The sequence below is a fragment of the Mesorhizobium sp. M1A.F.Ca.IN.020.04.1.1 genome, assembly GCF_003997315.1.
In the GTDB taxonomy this organism is placed as follows: Bacteria; Pseudomonadota; Alphaproteobacteria; order Rhizobiales; family Rhizobiaceae; genus Mesorhizobium.
The window spans coordinates 1-655 of the sequence record NZ_RZSN01000415.1 but is presented as its reverse complement, the minus strand read 5'-3'; the positions used below and the strand labels follow the sequence as shown (position 1 = coordinate 655).

General features: G+C 62.3%; 1 pseudogene. It reads left to right on the top strand.

The window, feature by feature from the left end:
* Nucleotides 1-30: 30 nt before the first annotated feature.
* A pseudogene (locus EOA49_RS32290) lies at nucleotides 31-655 on the top strand (conjugal transfer protein TrbI); the annotation flags it as partial.

Here is a 655-nt window from a genome sequence, read left to right as displayed (position 1 = left end):
GGTTAAGAAGCGCTGGAGGAGCGGCAACTGATGAGGCAATCTCCAGAACTTGAGGCCATGCTTGCCGGCGACGATACGGCCATCGCCAACAAGAATGCCAAACGCAATCAGCTGTTTGGCGGTGCTGCGCTACTAATCGGTGGCATAGTTGCCGCCTATTTCGTCCTCTCGCCCGCCAAGGAACACTCTCATGACATCACCCAGAGCGACGAGGAGTTTCGGACCACGACGTTCCGTCCCCCGTCATTCGTGCGCGAGCAGAATAAGCCGGAGCCGCAACCCGACCCGGCGATCATCAATATTCCGCCACCGCCCGAACCGCTTGAACCCAAGATCGACACGACGGAATTCAATGTTCCACCGCCGCCGTCCCCGGTTGCTGAGCCGGCCGTCGCGCCGCCTCCCGCGGACGAACCGCCACCGGAAGAATTTCCACAACGCTACAAATCAGGGCTGATCTCGCTCGACCAGGCCAAGGCTGAGGACGGCGCCGGCGGACTCGGCGGCGCCAATGGCAGCGGCTCTACGGGCGCAGGCGAGGACCGCAACAGCAAGTTCCTCGCTGCCGCATCGAGCCTGGCCGACCGTGGTGCGAAAGCCACCCAACTCAAGCGCATCGATGCCTTGATCCCGGAAGGCACTCTCATTCCCGGTA